Origin of the sequence: Mariniflexile maritimum (assembly GCF_009746565.1) — a bacterium.
GTDB classification, from domain to species: domain Bacteria; phylum Bacteroidota; class Bacteroidia; order Flavobacteriales; family Flavobacteriaceae; genus Mariniflexile; species Mariniflexile maritimum.
Genome location: NZ_WRPN01000009.1, coordinates 69,205 through 86,705, shown reverse-complemented (window position 1 = coordinate 86,705; position 17,501 = coordinate 69,205). Strand labels below are relative to the sequence as shown.

The 17,501-nt window shown below is 34.7% G+C and carries 15 protein-coding genes; all 15 read right to left on the bottom strand.

Annotated elements, in window-relative coordinates; translation table 11 throughout:
- Positions 1-7: 7 nt before the first annotated feature.
- Entirely contained in the window at positions 8-2,125 is a 2,118-nt protein-coding gene (locus tag GQO80_RS12100) for a bi-domain-containing oxidoreductase (RefSeq protein ID WP_157208626.1), read from the bottom strand.
- Between the two features lie 9 nt (positions 2,126-2,134).
- Positions 2,135-3,448 carry an O-antigen ligase family protein gene (locus GQO80_RS12095; protein WP_157208625.1) on the bottom strand — a complete coding sequence of 438 codons (1,314 nt, stop codon included), beginning with the start codon at positions 3,446-3,448 and terminating at the stop codon, positions 2,135-2,137.
- A gap of 24 nt (positions 3,449-3,472) precedes the next feature.
- Positions 3,473-4,591: a Gfo/Idh/MocA family protein gene (locus tag GQO80_RS12090; protein WP_157208624.1), complete on the bottom strand. Its 1,119-nt coding sequence runs from the start codon at positions 4,589-4,591 to the stop codon at positions 3,473-3,475.
- A gap of 4 nt (positions 4,592-4,595) precedes the next feature.
- Entirely contained in the window at positions 4,596-5,732 is a 1,137-nt protein-coding gene (locus GQO80_RS12085) for a glycosyltransferase (RefSeq protein WP_157208623.1), read from the bottom strand.
- Entirely contained in the window at positions 5,729-6,790 is a 1,062-nt protein-coding gene (locus GQO80_RS12080) for a glycosyltransferase (protein WP_157208622.1), read from the bottom strand. The genes GQO80_RS12085 and GQO80_RS12080 overlap by 4 nt, the downstream gene beginning before the upstream one ends.
- A gap of 57 nt (positions 6,791-6,847) precedes the next feature.
- Complete coding sequence (locus GQO80_RS12075) at positions 6,848-8,059, bottom strand: EpsG family protein (RefSeq protein ID WP_157208621.1); 1,212 nt, start codon at positions 8,057-8,059, stop codon at positions 6,848-6,850.
- Complete coding sequence (asnB, locus tag GQO80_RS12070; RefSeq protein ID WP_157208620.1) at positions 8,047-9,945, bottom strand: asparagine synthase (glutamine-hydrolyzing); 1,899 nt, start codon at positions 9,943-9,945, stop codon at positions 8,047-8,049. Before asnB ends, GQO80_RS12075 begins: the two co-directional genes overlap by 13 nt.
- Positions 9,933-11,210 (bottom strand): oligosaccharide flippase family protein, encoded by a 1,278-nt coding sequence (locus tag GQO80_RS12065; protein WP_157208619.1) that lies wholly within the window; start codon positions 11,208-11,210, stop codon positions 9,933-9,935. The genes asnB and GQO80_RS12065 overlap by 13 nt, the downstream gene beginning before the upstream one ends.
- Positions 11,211-11,359: 149 nt before the next feature.
- Positions 11,360-12,571: a UDP-N-acetyl-D-mannosamine dehydrogenase gene (gene wecC, locus GQO80_RS12060; RefSeq protein WP_157208618.1), complete on the bottom strand. Its 1,212-nt coding sequence runs from the start codon at positions 12,569-12,571 to the stop codon at positions 11,360-11,362.
- Positions 12,571-13,707, bottom strand: a complete 1,137-nt coding sequence (gene wecB, locus GQO80_RS12055) for a non-hydrolyzing UDP-N-acetylglucosamine 2-epimerase (RefSeq protein WP_157208617.1) — start codon at positions 13,705-13,707, stop codon at positions 12,571-12,573. The genes wecC and wecB overlap by 1 nt, the downstream gene beginning before the upstream one ends.
- Before the next feature lie 30 nt (positions 13,708-13,737).
- Complete coding sequence (gene rfbD, locus GQO80_RS12050; RefSeq protein ID WP_157208616.1) at positions 13,738-14,553, bottom strand: dTDP-4-dehydrorhamnose reductase; 816 nt, start codon at positions 14,551-14,553, stop codon at positions 13,738-13,740.
- Positions 14,554-14,565: 12 nt separating this feature from the next.
- Entirely contained in the window at positions 14,566-15,111 is a 546-nt protein-coding gene (rfbC, locus tag GQO80_RS12045) for a dTDP-4-dehydrorhamnose 3,5-epimerase (RefSeq protein ID WP_157208615.1), read from the bottom strand.
- A 3-nt stretch (positions 15,112-15,114) separates the two neighbouring features.
- Positions 15,115-15,969 carry a glucose-1-phosphate thymidylyltransferase RfbA gene (rfbA, locus tag GQO80_RS12040; RefSeq protein ID WP_157208614.1) on the bottom strand — a complete coding sequence of 285 codons (855 nt, stop codon included), beginning with the start codon at positions 15,967-15,969 and terminating at the stop codon, positions 15,115-15,117.
- Positions 15,970-16,041: 72 nt separating this feature from the next.
- On the bottom strand, positions 16,042-16,395 hold the full coding sequence (locus tag GQO80_RS12035; RefSeq protein ID WP_157208613.1) for a four helix bundle protein: 354 nt from the start codon (positions 16,393-16,395) through the stop codon (positions 16,042-16,044).
- A gap of 62 nt (positions 16,396-16,457) precedes the next feature.
- Positions 16,458-17,501: a dTDP-glucose 4,6-dehydratase gene (gene rfbB / locus GQO80_RS12030; RefSeq protein WP_157208612.1), complete on the bottom strand. Its 1,044-nt coding sequence runs from the start codon at positions 17,499-17,501 to the stop codon at positions 16,458-16,460.

Sequence of the window (17,501 nt, the reverse complement as noted above, 5' to 3'; positions counted from 1 at the left end):
ATTATGCTTATAAATTAATCCAGTTTCCGTTTTTTAATGATTCTATGGCTGCAAAGGATGCTCTTGTTGTATTTACCAGTTCTTCAAAAGGAATGATTGGATTTCCGCCTTTTATATGCTGCTGAACAAGTTCGTTGAATTGGTTGTAATGCCCTTTGTCTTGTTTTGAACTTGTTTTAGAAAAACCTTTAAACCCAAATGCTTGTAATTTTCTCCAATTATCCATGACCAAGGTACGCTCTTGTGAGTACACTTCAACCCGTTCTTTGGAATAGGCTTTGCTTCCGTTGGCAAAATAATTTATAACCGCATTGGAGCCGTTTTCATATTTCAAAAGGATGGTTGCGTTATCGGTATTTTCTTCAGGATTTAGGCCCATGGCATTCATACATACGGCTTTTACCTTGCTACCTGTAAAATAGCTGCATAAATCTATGTAATGGCAAGCTTCACCTATAATTCTGCCGCCACCAACTTCCATGTCGTGTACCCACAGATCTGCAGGTATAAAACCGGCGTTCATGGTTGCTACAATGTTAATTGGCGCGTTATCATTACCCAAAAGTGTTTTCATTTTTTTAGCTAAAGGAGCAAAACGCCTGTTAAAGCCTACGGAAACGTTAACACGCCGCTCATTATATTCTGAAATGATTGCTTGCAGCTCAGTTTCATTAAGTGCCAATGGCTTTTCTACAAATACGCTTTTATTGGCTTTAATACTTTCTAAAACCATGGATCCGTGCATGTTGTGCTTTGTTGTAACAAACACTAAATCAACATCGCTATCGTCAAGAATTTCTTTATAGTTGGAAGTAGATTTTGCGATATTGTGCCGTTTTGCCATAATGGTTGAAGATAAACCACCAGAACTGGCTATATATTTTATAGCAGCATCTATTTTTTTAAGATTCGGCAATATGGTAGAACTTGTAAAGTTACCAGAACCTACAATGCCTATAACCCCCTTTTTGCCTTCAAAAGATTTTTGTACAACGGTTACCGTAGATTGAGGCGCTTTAGTAGAATTGTATTCAATAATTGAAGCGATGGTTTTGGAGTTTTGCATATCTCCATAAATTTTTTTGTAATCTGCTAAAGCAATGCGTTCTGTAATTAAAGGTTTTACATCTAAGATACCTTTTGAAATTGCCGATAAAATGGCCTCAAAATTTCTTTTTTCGGTCCATCGCACATATCCAATGGGGTAATCATGCCCTTTTTGCTCATATTCCTCATCATATCTTCCAGGGCCATACGAACAAGAAACTTGAAAAGTGAGCTCTTTTTTGAAAAAATCATCTCTACTAATGTCCAGCCCTATAACGCCAACAAGTACAATCCTTCCTTTTTTTCTGCACATGTTTGCAGCTTGCGAGATAATTTCGTTGCTTTTGTTAGAGGCCGTAATAATAACACCATCGGCACCAATACCGTTTGTGTATGATTCTACGAATTTTAATTGGTTGGTCCCTTCTGCCGGATTTATGGCAATAATCCCTTTATCTTTAGCTATTTTTATTTTCTCTAAATCAAAATCAAAACCTATAACGTTGCAACCGTTTGCCATTAGCAATTCGGCAGTAACTAAGCCTATCAGCCCTAAACCTACCACTACTACTGTTTCTCCAAATGTAGGGTTTAGCAACCGGATTCCCTGTAAACCAATAGAGCCTATTACGGTAAAAGCGGCTTCTTCATCGGTGATATTATCCGGAATTTTTGCCACTAGGTTTTTGGGCACAATTACATATTCTGCATGGTTACCGTTTGAGGCCACTCGATCGCCTACCTTAAATTCCTCTACACCTTTGCCAACTGCTACAACCTCTCCAACATTGCAATAGCCTAAAGGCAGTGGCTGGTTTAATTTGTTTAAAACGGCATCCATTGTAGGTTTAATGCCATCGGTTTTTATTTTATCAAGTACCATTTTAACCTTATCTGGTTGTTGGCGTGCTTTTTGTATAAAATTGGCCTTACCAAATTCTACCAACATTCTTTCGGTACCCAATGACACTAAGGATTTCGAGGTTTTTATAAGTACGTGTCCTGATTTTACCATGGGCACGGGCACTTCTTCTAAAATGGTCTCACCGTTTTTTAGGTCTTGTATGATTTGTTTCATTAATGCAAATTATTTTTTTGTGTCATGTTTCATGTGGGACAATACCGTTAAAAATAAAACTGAAGGTATCAGTCCCTCTTGTCGTAAGAAAAAAGATTCTGTTATACAATTTAAAAACAAAACTAATAGAATTAAACTTGTAAAACTATCTTTAATTGTAATACTGCTGATAAATGGAAATAAGAATAATGAAGTAAAAGCCAAAAATCCAACAATACCTAACGCTATCAACATATATAGTATTTGGCTATGTGGGTCGTAATTTAAGTGCGCAATACTTTTATAGTTATTTATATAATTCTGTTCGCGTACTACATCTCTAACATCGCCCGTGCCATAACCCAGAAAAGGAGACTGTTTAATTAATTGCAATGATGATTTATACAACATATATCGCGTTTCTGTACTGCCTGGTCGAAGCACTTTTGTAAATTTTTTTTCATCCTCATTTTTGGGCGACATTATATTTTCTATTTCATCTACCATCGGTTTTAACCTATTTATAATAATGTTCTTAGAAAAAAACAGAATAGCCACAAATACTAAAACCATTTTAAAAAACAAGTTTGGCGATTTTCTTAATTTCTTAATGGTATAATAAATAATAAGTATTATGTATATCGCATAATTTGCCTTGGACTGTAAACAAATGATTCCTAGGCTGAGAAGTATAATAGCCAAAACACCAAACCATTTGGTTTTTTTTCCTAAAACAGCATTAAACTCACTAAAATAAGTCATTATAAATAATATACAAACCAGTAGATACGCAGAGAAGTAGGTTCTATGAACCTGTACTACAAGAAAATTGTTGCTTAAAAATTCATAAACATTGCCGGGTCTGTCGCCAAGGTGCGTTTCTCCCAAAATAATATATTCATCATGGGCGATACTTATATATATAAACCGCACAAAAGACATGATTAAGATAAACAAACATGTAAAAACAAAAATTTTGAAAAGAAGGATAATATCTTTTTTTGAAAAATTAAACAGAGGCAAAAGCAAAGGAAAAACAAGAAAAGACAGTGCTTGTTCTATTTTTTTTAACGCTTCTGGAATATTTTCCGACCAAAAAGTTCCCAAAACGAACAGCACAAATATACATATTGAAGGCACCAAATATTCCTTACAGTACAAAAACCTATTTGACCAACTATGTTTTGGAAGAAGAAAAAGACTAACAATGACCAATAGTATAATTACCTTAGACATTAAGTTTGTGCCAAAGGGAATTGTAAAAAACAACAAACCTAACACATAGAATGGTATGTTTTTAACCGAAACATTGGTGCTTATTTCTTTTGCATCATTATTCATCATCACCTTTTAGTTAACTTTTGCTTACTAATTTATGTTAAATACAAACTCATTTCTATCCGACCTAATTGCTTCGGTAATCTCCAACATGAGTTGGGTTGAAACTATAACCTCATCAAAATTGCGAACCATTCCTTTTTTATTAAACGGTTGCAGGATGGCATTCTTGTGGCCTGCATCTTTTCTGAAATATCTTTTTTTTATTAGGGTTTCGCGGTTCCAAATTGTAAGTCTTCTAAAATCATCAATCTTGGCAATGGTATGGGCGTGTTGCAAATTTATAGTTTCATTAATGCCTTCAAAAGGTTCTTCCCTTGAACTAAGCATTATGGATATTATATCTTCCCGATCTGATACTAAGGTAATATTTAGATTATCGTCTTTTTCCTTTTTTGAACTGGCATGTATTGAAACTGTTAAGTAAGATGGTAATCCAATGGCCGCCAGTAAATGGATGGACAGATCTAACCAATGGCCAATATTGCCACATACCCTTGTGCCCTCATCAAAATTGCGGTACCAATGATCTTTTGGGATTTTATGCCCCGTGATAAAACAATTTAAACTTAAGGGTTTTCTCTTTTTCACTTGTTCAAGAAATGGTTTAATTGTTTGGATAGCAGGAGAAAACGGCCTGTTATAACCTACAAAAATCTGTTTTCCCTTAGCTGCCAAAATCAAATCGTTAAGTTGATTTTTGGTAACACTTATAGGCTTTTCTACATAAACAATTTTATTTTCATTAAGTGCTTTTATGGCATAATCGGTATGCGTTGCATGGTTTGAAGCTATATAAACGTAGCTTACATTACTGTTTTTAATTAACGACTCCGCATCAGTAAAAACCTTTCCTTTATAGTATTTTACTAAACCCTTTGAGTGCGACTCATTTACATCAAAAGCACCAAAAATAATGTCTCCAAATTTGTGTTTGAGGAAATAGCTTATTGTGGCAAAAGCAAATTGTCCACAACCAATTATAGCCACGTTTTTTTTCTTTTTTTTGAGTATAGATATAGGAAACCTAATAGGGAGCGGGTTTTTTCTTAATCTTCCAGCAATTTTCACGTAAGTACGGCCAAAGCCATAAATTTTAGAGTACCTAACTACCTTCTTCTTAAAGTTAAATTTAGTGTTTTGTTCCATAATTTCAATTGTTCCTTTTCTTTGCCAATTCCATTAAAATAGTGGTAATCATTTCGGCTCTTCGTGATGAGGAAGGAAAAGACGCTACTCTTTTCAAACCATTGTTTATTAGCGTTTTTCTTAAAGTATCTTGGGTCATTAATTCTATTATTTTCTCGCTTATATGAACAGGATCAACGGGGTTAAAATACAATGCGGCATCATTACAGGTATCTCTTGCAAATGAAAGATCGGATGTTAAAATTGGTTTTTCCATAATCATGGCTTCAGGGTACGAAGCTGTAAAACTTTCAACTAATGTTGGCAGAAAGAGTGCATCACATTGTTCGTAGATAAAAGGACAATCTTTAGCGCTAACAACCCCTAAATTTACAATACCTTGTTCTTGGGCGTTAGTAAACATGGCGTTAAATTCTGCTTCGGGAAGTGTTAAATAAAAAGTAACATTTACCCCTTTTTCCTTCAATATTTTTGCTACTTGGTTTATAACCGATAGGTTTTTGTGCAAATAATTGGCACTTATTGTAATAAGCCTAAACTCATTATTTTTTTTGGTTGGTAAAACAAAATCCCTATCGTAATAGCTCGTATAAAAGCTTGCATGCGTATTTCCCACCACATGAACATGGTGTTCAATTAATCCTAAATACTTAACCATTTTAGCCTTTACATCTTCCGTTTCGCACCAAAACTCTTTTGAGTTTTTCAAAACATAGTACTTTTGATAATGATTTAATAAAAAGAAATAGATTTTATCCTTAATGGAAATTTTTTTGTAAAATAAACTATCCGGGTTTGTTATCAACCCTAATGCAAACCCCATAAGATGTGGCGATTGTGGCGTCCAATAGGATGGGCCAAAAACAGAGAAAACAACATCTGGTCGTTCGGCTTTCTCGATTGCTTTTAGCTCCTTAACGATTTTTGTTCTTGTTTTTAAACTTGCAGGCGATTTTGAAAGCTCATAAAATTTGAAGTTATCTGGATATTTCTTACTGTTTATTTGATTTGCTATTTGTTTGGAACAAACAATAACATAATCCATCTCATTATTCCCTTTGGAAAATTCATCAATTAATGAAATGGCTACTTGTATAGCGCCGCCTATTACAAGATTGGAAGTATTTACAAGTAGTTTCATTTTTCAAATTCCTTCAAGATGGTATTGGCTATTTTATCAATGGTTTGGTTTTCTGCAATTTTGACCGATTGTTTTTTTAATTTGTCCTGCAATTCCTCCGATGTCATCAACCTTAATAGTTCCTCTTCAAATTTTTTCATGTTTCCTGCTTCTATCAATAAGCCATTTATACCATGGTCAATAATATCCCTAGGGCCCGCATCACAATCAAAACTGATACAAGCCAACGGAAATGCCATGGCTTCGCACAAAGCGTTTGGATAGCCTTCAGAAACCGATGTAAAAGCAAATATTTTTGCGTTTGAAAAATATTTGCCCAAATTTTTCTGAGAGCCCAACAAAACAACTTTGCCCTGCAAATTTAGTTTTTCTATCTCTTGCTCCAACGCTCCCCGCATGGGCCCTTCGCCAATAATATGCAACTTCCACCCAAGATGGGAAAGGTTTTTGAAAATGCGTATCAAGGATAGCTGGTCCTTTTCCCATACAAGTCTTCCAACATTTAAAATTATGTCTTTTTTTTCTAACGGTTCATTCTTAATTACCTTTATTGGATTGGGAAGCAATATCACATTTTTTTGTTTGGTTGTTTTTAGTAAAACTTGCTTTGCAAAAGAAGTTTGGGCAAAAATACCCTTTGCCCGTGGATATAGCAATTTTTGAAAAAACCTTAGCGACCTTGAAAGAGGTGCTAACGGGTTACTTCTATCGGAGATATAAACATTTTTATTTAACCCAATTGCACTTAAAAGCACGAAGGAGTTGTACCCTTCGCCAAAACTCAATATAACACTTGGTGATACTTTTTTGATATGTCGCCTTAAATAAAACAATAATCTTATGGAATAAAAAAACTTTGATAGGGCCGTTTTTTTATAAAAAAAATGCGGCATGGTAACCGTGTTTATTTTACTGCCTATTGTGAAGGATGGTGTATGGTTTACAAGGAAAACGATATCGATAACATGCCCATTTTCAGCCCAATAATTTCCCAATTCACTCATGATTCTTTCCATGCCTCCTTGAAGAAATGTTGGGATTATTAGTGTGATTTTCATGTTATTATTGTATGGTGTTTAGGTTAAGTTCTTACAGTTGTTTTTTCTAAAATGGATTTACCATAAAAATACGAGCTCTACTTTCTTCATCAAAATCCCTATGAGTGTTAAAAAGTTGACATTGAATAAACTGTTCATAAAATAGTCTCTATACACCATCACATTTACCACAAAACTTGGAATTAAAAAAATAAAGAACAATATGATGAAAAGTTTATTGTGGCGATACTTATATTCATAATAAAGAAGATAGATAAACAGCAACTCAATGAGATAGGTTAAACGCATGTGAATATCTGGTGCGACACTAAAAATGTTGAGTAAGCCCATTAGCATAACAACCAGGTCTCTATAATTGGAATTTCTTTTATAGGTTATTAAAATATAGGCGTTGGCGAAATAAATCCACGACACCCTAATTTTATAGGATATTAATGCGGCGATTGATTTTAGGTTGCCTCTTTCGGTAAAATCCAGCCCCAAGAGATACGATTTTATTTTTTTCTCGATAGCTTCCGTTAAAGGCAACTGAATGGCCATGTTGTATAAATATTCTTTGGTAAGGAATAGAAAGAGAAAAGATACCAGATAAAATATGAGAACGGTTTTTCGCTTTAGAGGTTTTATAATGATGAAAAAATATACAGGAAAGAAAAGCAAAACGCTAAAATGGGTAAAGACTGCTAGAACAAACAACAGGAGTCCTTTCATTTTTTTATTCTCGAACAAGCCTTCGTGAAAGCTATACAAAACAATGGCCGCGGCAAGAATATTTCTAATTCCGGAATACAATCCTAGAAGCTCAAACGAAAAAAACACCGTTATTAGCCCTAATACATAATATTTGTTTGATATTTCTTCCCTAAGCGCAAACTTATTATAAACCAAATAGATAAGGTGCAAGGTGAAAAAGGTACAAATAGAAAAAACAACCTGCCCCGAGAGTCCTGCTTTGGCAAAAAGGTAAATAGCCAAATACACCATAAAATCGGGCTTTGATAGTAATATTTTGAAAAAAGCATCAAAATCTAGATTTTTTACATCTTTATAAAACCGGTAAAATTGGTACAAATCATAATCATCGGCTGGCACCAATTGATAGGTTATTAAGGAAGCAAAAATAATGAGCAGGTATAAGCTGATTTGCTTTTTTTTATATATGCCCGCAAAAATAGTAGGAAGAGCCAACAAAGGGCTTACTAAAAACAATAAGCAATTTAAAAGATCCAATTGCCCTATCCTACCGCCAATTTTTTTTACCTCATCCATTTCTCATACCACATTTCAAACATTAGTATAAACCATAGCCTTTGTATGTTTTCTTGGTCGCCATTCAAATATTTATCCCTTAATTTAATTATTTCATTAGCGTTAAATATACCTTCTTTATCCAGCCTATCCTTATTCAAATAGTGTTTGAACATTTGGTTGAGCTCTTCTTTAAACCATGTGTAAATAGGAACCGAAAAGCCCATTTTGGGTCGGTCCATCAACTCTTTTGGTATATATTTATGGGTTATCTCCTTTAGTATATATTTATCAATGCCATTGTGCAATTTTAATTTTGATGGCAGTTGTGCCGCAAATTCAATTATTCTATAATCCAACAAAGGCTCTCTTCCCTCGAGGCTTACAGACATGGTTGCTCTATCAATTTTTGTGAGTATATCATCTACCATGTAGGTTTGGTAATCTGTGGCCAGCATTTTGTTTATCGTATCAGTCTCATTTATTAAAACATTGCTGTTTTCAAAATTGGTAGAAAGTGCTACAGTGGGTTTCAGCAATAATTTATTAACCTCCCCTATTGTGAAATGTTCACTATAATATGTTAGCATCTTAATGGTATCGTTAGCACCTAACATATTTGCCAATTTGAAATATTTCGTATCAAAATTGCCAGTATTTCGGAAATAAGGTATGTGCTGCGGGTTCACCCGTTTCATAACTTTTGAAACTTCTTTTCTAAAAGGTATTTTTGAAAAATTGTTGAAATATTTTTGCAGAAGCATGTACTTATTATATCCTGCAAATATTTCATCACCACCATCGGCACTTAAGCTAACCGACACTTCCTTTTTAGCCAATTGACTTACCAAAATAGTTGGGATTGCAGAACTATCACCAAAGGGTTCATCGTAAATATTAGGCAAATGAGGAATAATGGCAAGTGCGTCTTTCGGGGTACAATAGTATTCTGTATGGTTTGAGCCTATATGATTAGCAACTTTTTTTGCGAATGGCGCTTCATCAAACCCTTTTTCTTTAAAACCTATGGTAAATGTACTTACTTTTTGGGCACTATTATGTTGTATTATGGCTGCTGTTAAGGAACTATCATAACCTCCACTTAAGAATATGCCAACCGGAACATCGGAGACCATGCGGTAAAGGAAAGATGAAGTAAGTAATGTTTCGGTTTGTTCAATGGCATCATTTAAACTAAGCGCTAATTTAGGTTTGTTATAATAATCAAGTACGTTCCAATATTGTTGCTCGTTAATGGTTTTGGTAATCAAATCAATGGTCAAGTAATGACCCGCCTTTAATTTATGTGTATTATTAAAAATGGAATACGGTTGGGGTATGTAGCCGTATTGTAAATAAACACTTAGGCTATTTAGGTTTATCTCTTTCTTATAGTCGGTATGTTCAGAAAAGCTTTTAAGCTCACTTGAAAAAATAAATAAATCATTATCCCAGCCCCAGTACAATGGTTTTACACCAGCCCTATCCCTAAATACTTTAAGCGTTGCATTTTTTTTATCAAAAATAGCCAGGGCAAACATGCCATTAAACTTATGAACGGCCGTATCGCCCCAACAACTGAACGACTTAATGATAACTTCCGTATCAGAATCGGAAGCAAACTCAAAGCCTAATGTAATAAGTTCACTTCTTATTTCCTTAAAATTATAAATCTCGCCATTATAAATAATCTCTAAATCATTAAACTTCATGGGTTGGTGCCCAAGACTTGAGAGGTCTAAAATAGATAACCGCCTGTGCCCTAATCCAACCTGTGCAGTATTAGTTTCATAAAAAGAATAGCCACAATCATCTGGCCCTCTGTGGGCCAACACATTGGTCATGTTCTCTAAAAGTTTTTTAGAAGATTTTTTATTGAAATCAATAAATCCAGCTATACCGCACATTCTATTGTGTTTTTATGTGTAAACTCATGCTTTTTAACCTTGTAACCAATAATAAAATGATTTGCCACATCCGAGAGTAGCGTTGCAATAGCATAAACCAAAACTACATTATTAAAATTTAAACCTATATATATTGTTACGAAAATTGACCCTATCTTAAAAATTAATGAAACAACGGTATAGAACAAAGAGTACTTTTGAAAAGGATAGACCTTAGAAGTTATCGAGGAAGGTATTGATATAAAATACCATAAAAAAATAGGTATTAAAAATCTGGTTAATTTTCCGCTTTCAAACCAACTTGGACCAAAAACCAAAACAACCAAATGTGGCAAGATTAAAAATATACCGATAGACAAAACAATTCCTGGCACTAATAAAGCATAGAATATTTTATTATACGTTTTTAAAATACTGCTTTTCGCATTGACTTTTTGTGCCAATTTAGATAATAGAACTGGCCTTATTGATGACGATATCAAGCCCGCAGGTTGGATTATAACGCTAAAGGCTATTGAATAAAAAGCTATTTGTTCAAGCGAAAAATACTGATTAAATATTAATACGGGCAATCCAGCCGATAGAGCAAAAATTAAATTGGACCAGCAAAAGTATTTAGGGTATTCTTTATAGGTAATTAGATTTTTTTTTAATAATTCTTTGTCTTGTTTTTTAAATAATCCAATAAAAATAAATTCATCCTTATAGATTAAATAAAGGATGGTTGCACACATGGCCAGTATAAAACCTATAATAAGCCCATTGGCACTACCCAAATAAAAAAGCACTATTTGGCAAACAATAAGTATAAAATTTCTTAAAACTTTCGATTTACTTAAAATATGGTACAAATCGTGCCTAATTTTAAAATACTCCAAAGAATTTACTACAACCTGCAAAAAGGTTCCGATAGCTATAAATAAAGATATTGAAACATATTCCTTAAAAAAATCTAATGGCAGGTAAAGTATCAAAAACGTTAGAAAAGAAAAAAAGAAAGAAATTGCGATGGAAATTTTTAGTAGTGCGCCGGCATCGTCCTCTTCCTTTGGTAATACAATGGTGGTATCATAGGCTAATGAAACAAAGGAGGTTGTTACACCTATAAAAGCTACAAAAAGTGCATAAATACCTATCGTATCTTTATCATAAAGCCGCGTTATGATAGTCATCCCAATAAGCATCAAAACCTGTGCTAAAAACGTTCCAGTAGAAACCTTTAAAACATTTTTAAAAAACAAATTAGAATATACTTTTTTAATCATAACTTTTTTAAGTAAATAATTACAGGTAGTTTAAATTTTACTTATAAAACCATGTTGACTTAGTGAAATCTTGTAATTGAAGAGCATTTTGAAACCATCTATAAACAAAACGAAACATTAGCTATCTACCAAAGCCGTTAACAACTGTACTACTGTACAATACCACAAAAATCCAAAACAATTTTATTGTTAGATATGTCAAGATTTTTAAACTCTTTATGGGCCACCAAAAATGCAATAATATCTGCTTTTTCAACAGCTTCCTTATAATTTGTAAGTTTAAATACTTTGTGCGTTTCTATATTGGGTTCCACAATATAATATTCTTCATTATTCGCATTTTGCAGTACTTTTTGAACAATATATTTTGCGGGCGACTCTCTTAAATCATCAATATTTGGTTTAAATGCCAGCCCCATTAAGGCAATGCTTGGTTTTCTTCCGTGCTTTAATTCAAATTGTAACTTGGTGCTTTGTATTTTTTCAGCACACCAAAACGACTTATAATTGTTTATCTCTCTTGCTTTCCCTATTATTTTTGATTCCATGGGATATTCTGAAACAATAAAATAAGGATCTACCGCAATACAATGGCCGCCTACACCACAACCCGGTTGCAATATGTTCACTCTAGGGTGCTTGTTGGCTAATTTGATGAGTTCCCAAACATTGATGTCGGCTTTATCACAAATAAGCGATAACTCATTGGCAAACGCAATTTGCACATCGCGCGATGAGTTTTCTACAAGTTTGCACATTTCAGCGGTTCGGGCATTGGTTTTATGCAAATCGCCTTTTATGAATTGGCTATAAAAGGTGATGGCTTTTTCGGTTGACCTTTCATTTACGCCACCTATTACACGGTCGTTATGGACCAACTCATACATTACATTTCCTGGTAGTACACGTTCCGGACAGTAGGCAATGTTTAATTTTCCCTTTAAATCGGGGCGTTCGTGATAAATGAGTTGCATCATTTTTTCGGTGGTCCCTACTGGTGAAGTAGATTCAATAATATATAAATCGTCTTCTTTAAGTAACGGAATAATGGCTTTTGTGGCAGCTTCTACAAACGAAATATCCGGTTCGTTTTTGGCCTTAAACGGTGTTGGAACCACGATAAGGTATGTAGATGCCTCAACGGGCGTTGTTGATGCTTTTAAAAACCCTGCCTTAACGGCACTGGCAACGGCATGGTCCAACTCGGGTTCTACGATATGGATTTTACCGGCATTGATGGTATCAACAACTACCGGGTTGATATCAACCCCGTGAACGTGCATTTTGCTCTGCGCTATTAATGCTGCTGTGGGTAGGCCTATATAGCCCAGTCCTATCATTACGACTTTTGGTTGATTCATTATTTTAATGTTTTGATATGGTTTACAATTTTATTACACGCATTGCCATCGCCATACGGATTGTGCAACTTACTCATGTTGGTATATAAATGGTTGTCTTTTAGAAGCTTGTGCGTTTCAAAAACAATCTTTTCTGTGTCGGTGCCTACAAGCAATACGGTACCTGCTTCAACAGCTTCGGGACGTTCGGTTGTGTTTCGCATTACCAAAACTGGTTTTCCCAAACTTGGTGCTTCTTCTTGCACACCGCCGCTATCGGTTATAATGAGATATGCTTTTTCCATTAACCAAACAAACGCCGGGTATGATAAAGGCGCAATTAATTTCACGTTTTCAATATTTGCCAAAAGCTCATAAACGGGCTTTTGAACGTTTGGGTTTAGATGTACAGGATAAATTATTTCGCAATCGTTATTTTCAACAGCAATTTGCTTTAGTGCTTTGCAGATGTTTATAAACCCCTGTCCGTGATTTTCCCTGCGGTGTCCCGTAACTAAAATCAATCGTTTGGCGGGGTTTATTGCTTTTTTTAGAGATTCTATTTCCTCATCAGTAAAATCCTTTGAATTTACCTTTTCAACACTATACAATAGGGCATCTATAACCGTGTTTCCGGTAATTACGATACTTGTTTCCAACTTGTTTTCGTTAAGCAGATTTTGTTTTGAAGTTGGTGTTGGTGCAAAATGAACATTTGCAAGTACGCCAGTTACAGAGCGGTTCATCTCTTCAGGGAAGGGCGATTGCATATTAAAGGTTCGTAAACCAGCCTCTACATGGCATATTTGCGCCCCAGAATAAAACCCGGCAATACTTGTGGCCATGGTGGTGGTGGTATCGCCATGAACAAATACATAATCGGGTTTAAATTCTTCTAAAACAGGTTTTAAACTCAGGATAATATCGGTAGTTAACCCATACAGATTTTGATTGGGTTTCATAAGGTTTAAATCGTAGTTGGGCGTAATCTCAAAAAAATCAAGCACTTGGTCTAGCATTTCCCTATGTTGTGCCGTAATGCAAACTTTTGTCTCGAAATTTTCATTTTCCCTTTCAAATGCTTTAACCAAAGGGGCCATTTTTATGGCTTCAGGCCGGGTTCCAAATACAATAAGGATTCTTTTCTTTGCTTTCATGCTAAGCGGTTAGGCAGGTTGATTTGGTTTTTAATTGTTTTTTAATACCGAATTTTTAGGTCGCTGTGCAAAAGTAAGGTATTTATCACTTTCAACAAGGTTTATGTTTTTTAATAAGTTGTTTTCGGTTAAAATCTGTTTTGCGAAATCGTACCACGTCATTGGTTTATTATCTGAAAAGTGATAAATCCCGAAATTATTGTTTTTGGTTTTAATGATCGTGTAAATAAAGGCGGCAAGATTTTCGGTGTTGGTAGGACAGCCCATTTGTTCTGTTGTAATAGATAGCACTTCTGCCGTTTTTGCTTTTTCAAGAATGGTCCTATAAAAATTTTTGCCGTATTTTTTACTGTACAACCACGATGTTCTTATAATAAAATAACGTTTTAAGCTGTTTTGGATGTGCTGTTCGCCCAATAGCTTAGATTTGCCATATTCGTTTATGGGGTTTGGCAGGTCGGTAACGGTATAAGGTTCATTTTTTTTGCCATCAAACACATAATCGGTTGAAATATGGATTAAAATGGTGTTGGTTTCTTTGCAAGCCTCGGTTAAATTTTTAACGCCTTCGGCATTTACTTTGTAAGCTAATTCGGGTGTTTTTTCGGCTTGTTCAACGTTTGTATAGGCAGCACAGTTTATACAATAGTTGTAATTGTTTTTGTTGAAAAAACTTTTAAGTTCCGAAGCATTTGTAATATCAAGCGTTTCTTTTGAAACAAAGGTGACATGGAAGCCTTCTTCATTATTAAAAAACAATTCTTCAATCGTTTTTCCTAACTGCCCGTTGGCACCAGTTACCACTATGTATGTTGGGTGTTGGGTGTTGGGTGCTAGCGTTTCCATAAAAAAAGAAAATTAAAAATTTAAGTCTTTAAATGAAGGGAGCGATAAATCTTTTTCTGAAATAAGAAGTGTTTTTTTTGAAAAACCCCAGTCTATTTTTAAATCTTCATCATTAAATATAATACCTGCTTCAAAAGCTTTATTATAAAAATTATCGCATTTATACGAAAAAATGGTGTCGTTTTCCAAAACCACAAACCCGTGGGCAAACCCTCTGGGGATATAAAGTTGCTTGCGATCTACCTCATCAAGAATTAATGAGAATTGCTTCCCAAATGTGGGCGATTCTTTTCTAATATCAACACAAACATCCAATACTTTCCCTTTTATAACCTGTACTAATTTTGCCTGTGCATGTTCACCTATTTGAAAATGTAAGCCACGTAATACACCTTTTGAGGATTTTGATTGGTTGTCCTGAACGAAATTAACTTTCAATCCGGTTTCGGCTTCAAATGTTTTTTGGTTGAAACTCTCGAAGAAATAACCCCTTTCGTCTTCAAAAACCTTTGGTGTAATAACAAAACAGCCTTTTAAATATGTTTCTTCAATAACCATAAATTATAATTGTTGAAGGTATTGGCCATAACCGCTTTTTAATAACGGTTCTGCCAGTTTATGTAATTGTTTTATATTGATATAGCCCATTTTATAAGCGACTTCTTCGATGCATCCTATTTTTTGACCTTGGCGCTCTTCAATGACCTGTACAAATTGGGATGCTTGCATTAACGACTGAAACGTACCGGTATCTAACCATGCGATACCTTTATCGAGCATTTGTACTTTTAATTTGCCTTGTTTTAAATAGGCTTTGTTAACATCGGTAATTTCCAGTTCGCCACGTTTGCTGGGTTGTATGTTTTTTGCTATTTGAACAACCGAATTATCGTAAAAATAAATACCCGGAACGGCATAATGCGACTTTGGTTTTTCTGGTTTTTCCTCGATTGAAATAACCTTATTGTTCGAGTCAAATTCAACCACTCCATAACGCTGTGGGTCCTGCACATGATAGGCAAAAATAACGCCCCCATTAGGGTTAGTGGTTGCTTGAAGGATTTCGTTGAGACCCGAACCGTGAAAAATATTGTCGCCCAAAATAAGTGCAACGCTATCTTGCCCTATAAATGTTTCGCCAATTAAAAAAGCTTCTGCCAATCCATTGGGTTGTTCTTGAATGGCGTATTCAAAAGTGCAACCATATTCTTTTCCATTTCCCAATAATTCTTTAAATCGGGGGGTATCCTTTGAGGTTGAGATGATGAGGATTTCCTGAATTCCTGCCGACATTAACGTTGTTAACGGGTAGTAAATCATGGGTTTATCATAAATGGGCATGAGTTGCTTACTAACCACTTTGGTAAGTGGGTGCAACCGTGTTCCGGAGCCTCCTGCGAGTATGATGCCTTTCATTTTTTTGAGGTTATGGGGTTATGGGGTTATATGGTTATATAGTTATATGGTTACGTGGTTAAATGGTTATGTTTACTTTAAACTTTTTATAAGGTTTGAAAGTATATTCCTAATAAAATAAATGCTGTTGTTGATAATTTCTATATCATTTATATAACCTAATCTTAGAGAAATTTCTAATTGTGTTTCAACTTCTGAAAGTGATCCCAAAGCAATATATAAAAATTGTTTAAATTCATTTTCTCCTTTCCTTCCTGCCCCTTCAGCTATATTTGAAGGAATTGAAACAGCCGCTCTTCGAATTTGAGAAGAAAGTCCATAAATCTCATGCTTAGGGAAATCTTCAGAAACCTTATAAATAAGAATAACGAAGTCCATAGATTCCTGCCAAACTTTTAAATCTTTATGAGATTTTGCTTTATCCATAATAATTATCTAAGCACAACTAATCATAACTTTATAACCTTTTAACTTTATAACCTTTTAACTTAACTATACTGCCTGTCGTAATACGACTGATAATCGCCACTAGTAACACTTTTTAACCAAACTTCATTTTCCAAATACCAATCAATGGTTTTATCCAGTCCCTGTTCAAAAGTTACACTTGGTTTCCAACCTAATTCTTTGTTTATTTTTGATGCGTCAATAGCATACCTTAAATCGTGACCCGGTCGGTCTTTAACATAAGTTATCAATTTTTCTGAAGCACCTTTTTCCCTATTCAGCTTTTTATCCATTTGTTGGCATAACAACGTAACCAAATTTATGTTTTTCCATTCATTAAAACCTCCAATATTATAGGTTTCTAGGTTTTTTCCTTTATGAAAAACTAAATCAATGGCAACAGCATGATCTTTTACATACAGCCAGTCTCTGGTATAATTGCCATCGCCGTAAACAGGTAAGGGTTTGTTGTTTATGATGTTATTTATAAATAGTGGAATTAACTTTTCAGGAAATTGGTTTGGGCCATAATTATTAGAACAATTTGTTATTACATAAGGGATGCCATAAGTTTCCCCATAAGCCCTTACAAAATGATCGGAGCTTGCTTTTGAAGCGGAATAGGGCGAATTGGGGTGGTAAGCCGTAGTTTCCTTAAACAAGCCCGTTTGCCCTAAGGCGCCATACACCTCATCGGTGCTGATGTGATAAAATAATTTATTCTTGAAATTATCTTCCCATGTATTTTTGAACGCATTTAGAAGAATGATGGTGCCTATTACGTTTGTATTTACAAATGCCAATGGGTGTAATATGGAACGATCTACATGCGATTCGGCCGCTAAATGAATAACCCTTTCAAATTGGTGCTTTTCAAATAAGTTGTTTATAAAGGTTTCGTTGGTAATATCGGCTTTAATAAACGTATAATTGGGCTTGTTTTCAATATCCTTTAGGTTTTCTAGATTACCGGCATAAGTGAGTTTGTCTAAATTAAAAATATGATAATTTGGATAGTTGTTTACAAACTGCCTTACTACATGAGAGCCAATAAATCCGGCGCCTCCGGTAATTAAAATCTTCAT